At 69.9% G+C, this 7,043-nt stretch carries 6 protein-coding genes; 1 reads left to right on the forward strand and 5 read right to left on the reverse strand.

The annotated features are described in order from the left end of the window. The 3 genes from GT354_RS44185 to GT354_RS44195 form a co-directional block, all read right to left on the reverse strand. A partial coding sequence (locus GT354_RS44185; protein ID WP_161362828.1) for a hypothetical protein occupies positions 1-1,110 on the reverse strand: 1,110 nt, incomplete at its 3' end. A gap of 517 nt (positions 1,111-1,627) precedes the next feature. After that, entirely contained in the window at positions 1,628-2,005 is a 378-nt protein-coding gene (locus GT354_RS44190) for a transposase family protein (RefSeq protein WP_346012453.1), read from the reverse strand. 478 nt (positions 2,006-2,483) lie between these two features. Next, on the reverse strand, positions 2,484-3,473 hold the full coding sequence (locus GT354_RS44195; RefSeq protein ID WP_161362832.1) for an aldo/keto reductase: 990 nt from the start codon (positions 3,471-3,473) through the stop codon (positions 2,484-2,486). 201 nt (positions 3,474-3,674) lie between these two features. On the opposite strand from GT354_RS44195, the gene GT354_RS44200 reads away from it, so the two are divergent. Continuing rightward, positions 3,675-4,721: an LLM class F420-dependent oxidoreductase gene (locus tag GT354_RS44200; protein ID WP_161362834.1), complete on the forward strand. Its 1,047-nt coding sequence runs from the start codon at positions 3,675-3,677 to the stop codon at positions 4,719-4,721. A gap of 243 nt (positions 4,722-4,964) precedes the next feature. On the opposite strand, the gene GT354_RS44205 is transcribed toward GT354_RS44200, so the two are convergent. Further along, positions 4,965-5,489, reverse strand: a complete 525-nt coding sequence (locus tag GT354_RS44205) for a hypothetical protein (protein WP_237536060.1) — start codon at positions 5,487-5,489, stop codon at positions 4,965-4,967. Positions 5,490-5,876: 387 nt separating this feature from the next. Beyond that, the gene (corA, locus tag GT354_RS44210) at positions 5,877-6,851 is read right to left on the reverse strand and encodes a magnesium/cobalt transporter CorA (protein WP_161362838.1); all 975 of its coding nucleotides are present in this window, start codon (positions 6,849-6,851) and stop codon (positions 5,877-5,879) included. Between the last annotated feature and the right edge of the window lie 192 nt (positions 6,852-7,043).

The following is a 7,043-nucleotide window of genomic DNA, read 5'->3' on the forward strand; positions in this document are numbered from 1 at the left end:
GCCCTCGCCCTCGCCCTCGCCCTCGCCCTCGCCCTCGCCCTCGCCCTCGCCAGTAGCGAAACCGAGAGCACTGCTCTCACGCTCCCGATCCGGCTTGGTTACCCCAACCTCCGTTTCGAGAGCAGTGCTCTCGTTGCCCGAGTCCGGCGAAGATTCGGCGCCGGCGTGCTCACCTTCGAGAGCACTGCTCTTGCGATCCTGGCCCAACCCTCCCGCTACGGCAGCCTTTTCGAGAGCAGTGCTCTCGTCAGTGGGTTTGGCCGATGCGTCGATGTCCGAGGTTTCGAGAGCAGTGCTCTCGGTTATGGGAGATTCGGACTTGGCGGTGCCGGCGTTCGCGAGAGCGCTGCTCTCGGTGTTGGTGTTCGGCGACATCGAGTCTGCCCCACCCTGACTTGCGAGAGCACTGCTCTCGGTTTCTGGTGATGCCGGCTCGGCTTCATCTGAGTTCGCGAGAGCACTGCTCTCGGTTTTCGGCGGCGCCAGCCCGGCTTCGTCCGCGTCTCCGAGAGCACTGCTCTCGGGTGTCGGCTCGGGCTGTTGGGCCGGGTACGCGTGGTCAGCGCCGCCCTCGTCGGGTTCGACGGTGTCCGGCTTGGTTTTGCGCTCCCGCGGGGCTTCGATCGGGCCCGCCAAGGCGACGACTGCGCGAGGGGGCGCGCCTTGGGCCAGGGCGGCGAGTTGCTCGCGTAGGAGGGCCACCGGATCGGGCTTCGGATCCGTGTGGGGGGCCCGGTCGCGGCCTCGTCCAAAGTGGGCGGCGGCGGCCGGCCCGTCGTCCGGTTCCGCGGCGGCGGGGTCGTTGGGCGGAGCCGGCTCGCGGTGATCCTCGGCCTCTTCGTCGCTCCGGCCGCCGGCGCTCGAAGGGTCAGCGGCTTTGCCGTCTCCCGGGTTCGAGTCGATGCGGGCGTCGCCTTTCGGGCCGCTCGGGCCCGATACGTCCGTGACGTCGCCTGCGCCCGGGTCGCCGGCCGACGACCCTGCGCCGGTCGCACCCTCGGTTCCGTTTCCCGCCGCCTCTTTCGCGTTCACGCCCTGCTGCCCATCCGCCGCGCCGCCACCCGAATCACCGAAATCACCTGAATTACACGAAATATCCGAGCTGCCCATGCCATCGAACCACCAAAGCTATCGACTTGCCCTGACGCCCCGTACGCCCGGAACGACCCACGTCACCCATACGCACCGAGCAACCCGGACCACCCGCCACCCAAGGAACCCCCACAACCGCACAACTCCCGTCCGAACCAGGCCATGTTCACCCCACGCCACACCCACGCACTTCCCGCGACGCCCGCGACGCGAGTCTCCCAAGCGACTCGGCCGCGTGACCAACGCACGAACCCCATTCCGCGCAGGAGCGACCGGCGCGCTCCTTCACCTCGTCCGCAAAGGAAAACGGAGACACGGGCGGACAAAGCCCGACTCACCATCGAGCCCCATCCACCGAGGCAACCCTCAACGACAAGGCGGCCAACACCCCCCGACTCGCCGCACACACACAAAGCCCAACCCACCACCCAACCCCACCCACCAAGGCAACCCCCAGCGACAAAACAGCCAACACCCGCCGACTCGCCGACGGCGTGTCCGCCTACGGGGCGCCCGCCGATCCGCATCGCAGACCTCACGCACCACACCACTCACGCCACCGCGCACCCCAGCGCGCACGCCACCGCGCCCCGCACCGCTGGCAACCCCCGCGCCTCGCACCACCGCGCCCAACCCGGCCCGCGAGCGTCAGCGCGACGGCTGTCAGGACCGAGTGCAGGCGAGCGCTCCGGCGACCGTACGGGCAGGTCAGACCGGCCACCTGCTCCACGAAGGTCGTGCGCGAACACGTCGGCGCATCACAGCGAAACCGTCTGACCCGCAGGCGAACGACGACACGACGACCACCCACCGCCGCGTCCGTGATTCGACGCTCGTGACCGCTGTGGACCCGCCCTGAACAGGAACCGCAGGCCGGACACGCCGCCCCGGCCGCACTCGTTCGCGTCGCCACCAGGACCCTGGTCCCGTGGAGATCGACGTCCTGTACCAGCAGGCCCTCCAAGTCCGGGAAACAGCACGTCTTCCACGATCACGTCGCCCATGAGCGCTGATCCGTCGGCTCAAGCACTCGGTCACGGCTGGACCGACCTCGCCGGGTGCGCCTCGTCCAACCGACACCCCCACCAGCGCGTTCCGTGCCCGCGGCCGGTGCATCCCGGCCTCCTACCGCCCGCCCGGCCGAGCTCCCGCCATGCGCGCCGGGCGGGGACGGGTTCCCCTCGCGGCCCCACAAGCGTGGTCGGCACGCGGTACCGGCGCGAGCCCCGGGGTCATCCATTGCGGAAACGAAGCCGGTACCCGAAGCCGGTACCCCAAGGCGATACCCGAAGCCGGTACCGGAAGCCGAAACCCGAAGCCGCGCGCGGCCGCCGACAGCGACCGCTCCCCCGCCCCCACCAGCCACGCCCCGAGCCCGCCCCGCTCCGTGCTCATCGGCCGGCGGCCTGGCTCCAGTCGTGGTCCGGGTAGCCGGTCATCGGTTGGGAGACGTCCTCCAGGGCGGTCCTGATCTCCTCCGGCAGGATCACCTGCTCCGCTGCCAGCGAGGCGCGCAGTTGGGCCGCGTTGCGGGCGCCGACGATCGGGGCGACCACGCCCGGGCGGTCGCGGACCCAGGCCAGGGCGACCTCGATGGGGGCCGCGCCCAGGCCGTCCGCGGCGGTGGCCAGGGCGTCGACGATGCGGCGGGAGTGGTCGTCCAGGTAGGGGGCGACGAACGGGCCCATGTGGGCCGAGGCGCCGCGGGAGTCGGCCGGCATGCTGTGGCGGTACTTGCCCGTCAGGACGCCCCGGCCCAGTGGCGACCACGGGAGCAGGCCGACGCCCATGTCGAGTGCGGCCGGCAGGACTTCGCGTTCGATGCCGCGTTGCAGCAGCGAGTACTCCATCTGCGCGCTCGCCACCACCACCCGCCCCGGCGCCGCGAGTTGCCACGTCGCGGCCTTGGCGAGCTGCCAACCGCAGAAGTTGGACACGCCCACGTACCGCGCCCGCCCACTCGTGACCGCGAGGTCCAGGGCGTGCAGGGTCTCCTCCAGTGGCGTGGACGGGTCGTACGCGTGCAGTTGCCACAGGTCGACGTAGTCGGTGCCCAGGCGCGCGAGCGAGTGGTCCAGGGCCTGGAGCAGGTAGCCGCGCGAGCTGTCGAAGCGGCGTTCGCTGTACGGCACGCTCGCGGCCTTGGTCGCGATGACCACGTCCGAGCGCGGGATGTAGCCGTCGAGCAGCCGGCCGATCATGTACTCGGCCTCGCCGTCCGCGTACACGTCGGCCGTGTCGACGAGTGTGCCGCCCGCGTCCAGATATGCCTTCATCTGGTCTGCCGCGTCGTGCTCGTCGGTGTCTCGGCCCCATGTCATGGTGCCCAGCCCCATGCGGGAGACCCGCAGGCCGGTGCGGCCGAGATGTCGCTGCTCCATGGCACCGGAGACTAGCCGTTCCCCTGCCCTCGTCGGCGTTGGCGGGGCCGTTCGGCGGAACGTCGGCCAGGCGGTTACCGGCTGGTAGGTCTCGCGGTATCGTCGGCCGGACCGGAAGGCCGTCGGGGTCGGCCCACATCGTCCACTCGTCCACGTCATCGAGGCGTCGTCACGGCGGCGCCGAACAGGGGGTCCGCGGATATGCGACTCGGTATCAACCTCGGCTATTTCGGCGCAGGCAACGACGCCGACAACCTGGCGGTCGCTCAGGAGGCCGATCGGCTCGGTTACGCGGTGTGTTGGGCCGCGGAGGCGTACGGCTCGGACGCGGCCACCGTGCTGTCGTGGGTCGCGGCGCAGACCACCCGGATCGACGTCGGCTCGGCGATCTTCCAGATCCCGGCCCGTACACCGACGATGACCGCGATGACCGCGGCGACCCTGGACGTGCTCTCCGGCGGCCGGTTCCGGCTCGGCCTGGGCGTGTCCGGGCCGCAGGTGTCCGAGGGCTGGTACGGGGTCAAGTTCGACAAGCCGCTCGCCCGCACCCGCGAGTACGTGGAGGTCATCCGCCAGGCGATGCGCCGCGAGCGCGTCGACCACCAGGGCGCCAACTGGACGCTGCCGCTCCCGGGCGGTCCCGGCAAGGCGCTCAAGCTCACCGTGCACCCGGTGCGCGAGCACATTCCCCTGTACATCGCCGCCGTCGGCCCCAAGAACCTCGAACTCGCCGGCGAGATCGCCGACGGTTGGCTCGGCGTCTTCTACGCGCCCGAGCACTCCGAGGTCTCGCTCGCGCACATCCGCGCGGGGCGCGAGAAGGCCGGCCTCACGATCGCCGACTTCGACGTCGTCCCCACCGTGCCGCTCGTGGTTAGCGACGACCCGAAGCTCGCCGCCGATCAGGTGCGCGGCTACGCGGCGCTGTATGTGGGCGGCATGGGCAGCCGCGAGCAGAACTTCTACAATCGCCTCGCGGTCCGGATGGGCTACGACGCCGAAGCCCGGGAGATCCAGGACAAGTTCCTGGCCAAGGACTACGCCGGCGCCGGCGCGGCGGTCCCCTTCGACTTCATCGACAAGACCTCGCTGCTCGGCAACAGGGAGCGCATCGCCGACCGCATGCAGGCGTATGCCGACACGGGCGTCACCACCTTGACCATCGCCCCGAACGGCAACACCCTCGACGAGCGCATCGCGGCGCTGCGGGTGGCCGCCGAGGCACTGGACCTGTCGGGCCGAGGCTGACGGCAGGCAGGCAGAAGGACAGACAGACAGCTACGCACACCGGCGAACCGGAGCCGGAGCCGAACCCCGGAGCCGAACCCGGAGCCGAACCCGGCCCCGGAGCCGAGGGGAAGCGAACCGCCCCTCGGCTCCGCGCACTTCGGAAAACGTCACTGGTAGAAAAACGTCGCGGAAAACAAAATGCGGCAGCCGAGGCATCCGAACCGTCAGAGCGCGATCCCCCACCTCGGCGGGCGCGATCCGCTACCTCGGCCCCGGCACCCTGGCCGCGATGACCTCGGCGAATTCGAGCAGGCGGCGGATCTGCCCCGGACCGCCGTCCTCCAGGGATTTGCTGAACCGGTACGCCTCCTGCCGGAAGCGGCCGGTGGAGGTGCCGTCCTCGCCGCGCACCGTCGCCACCTCCTGGAGCGTCGGTGTCGCCAAGAAGACGAACGCGCCCCGGAGTTGACGTTCTCCGTCGGTGTCGGTGCCGACCAGTGTGCGTATCCCGACATGCGACACCGAGCCGAGCGGAATCACCTGGACCGACGAATCCAGCACCGTGCCGCCGGGAGCGGACGGGTCGGTCATGTCCTCGCTGTGCCACAGCACGAGCCGCCGGTCGTCGCAGACCGCGGCCTCCTGCCACACCGACGTGCCGTTGGCGTTGATGTCGACGACCCGCTCCAGCGTGAAGCCGCGCACGGGGCGCCGCCCGAGCACCGAACCGAGGGCCTCCAAGGCCACGTCCGGGTGCAACAGATAGGACCGTACGGCGTCTTCCAACTGGGTATGCGAAGACCAGTCGGCCCCGGCGGCTCCGGCCCCCGGAACCTGGGCCGGGCGCGTCCCCGATGTGCGCTGCCTGCCCGACTTGCCGAACATCCCCACCTGCTTCCGCCGCGTCTGTACAAGCAGAAGCCTACGAGAGTCCGGCTCGGCCTTCGCCAGGGTCCACCGCTTGAGTGATCACGGTACGGAATCAGGCCGCGGCGGGGGAGTCCAGTGCATCCCCGCCACGGCCGGTATCCGGTACAACGACGACATTCCCCGAAGGACACGGCGCCGCCGCACGAAACCCACCACCGAAACGGAACGGACCGCCCCGAACCAGACCGGACCTAACCGACCCAACCGACCTGACCAACCGACCTGACCGCCCGACCCGACCGGTCAGAGCCAGCCGCTCCGGCGGAACATCCGATGCAATCCCAGGCACGCCAACACCATCAGCGCGACGGCCGCCGGGTATCCCCACGGCTCTTTGAGTTCCCACATGTGCTCGAAGTTCATGCCGTACACACCGGCGATCATCGTCGGCACGGCGAAGATCGCGGCCCAGGCCGAGATCTTGCGCATGTCCTCGTTCTGCCGCACGCCCACCTGGGCGAGATGCGCGCCGAGCACGTCGGAGAGCAACCGGTCGAAGGACTCGATCTGTTCGGTGACCCTGGTCACATGGTCGGCGACGTCGCGGAAGAACGGACGGGTCTCCGACGGTACGAACGCCACATCCGAGGTCGCGAGCTTGCGTATCGGCTCGATCAGCGGCAATGCGGCGCGGCGGCACTCCAACACCTCGCGCTTGAGCAGGTAGATCCGCTCGGCGTCGTTCTCACGGCTCGCGGAGAACACCCGTTCCTCCAGTTCCTCCAGGTCGGTCTCCAGTTCGCCGGCGATCGCGAGGTACGCGTCGACGACGGCGTCCGAGACCGCGTACAGGACCGCGCCCGGGCCGTGCTTGAGCAGCTCGGGCTGCTTCTCGACGCGCCGGCGTACCGACTTGAGTTCGGCGCCCGGCCCGTGCCGAACCGTCACCACGAACGAGTCGCCGATGAACATCATCAACTCGCCGGTCTCCACGGACGACGTCTCGTCGTAGTAGTGGAGCGTCTTGAGCACGAGGAACAGCGAGTCGTCGTACATCTCCAACTTGGGCCGCTGATGCGCGTGCAACGCGTCCTCGACGGCGAGCGGATGCAGCCCGAACTCGCTGGTCACGAGTTCGAACTCGCTCGGTGTCGGCTCGTGCAACCCGATCCACAGGAACGAGTCGCCGATCTTCCGCGCCTGGTCGAGCGCATCGGAAAAGTCGGCGGGCCCCTCGGTCCGGCGTCCGTTGGTATAGATGGCGCAGTCGACGATCACTGCCACATATTGCCGGCTCGCGAGGCACGACGCGCCGGCGCCGCAACCGAGTCCCGCTCCCTTGGCCACGAAGCCGGACCACGCCACCCCGTTCGCCGTGAAACCGCAGCCACCGAAACCCGACGCAACGGGTGCTGCGGGCGGGAACCACTCCCGACCCGACCCGACCCGGCCAAACCGAAACCGCAGCGC

This window comes from Streptomyces sp. SID3343, from assembly GCF_009865215.1.
In the GTDB taxonomy this organism is placed as follows: domain Bacteria; phylum Actinomycetota; class Actinomycetes; order Streptomycetales; family Streptomycetaceae; genus Embleya.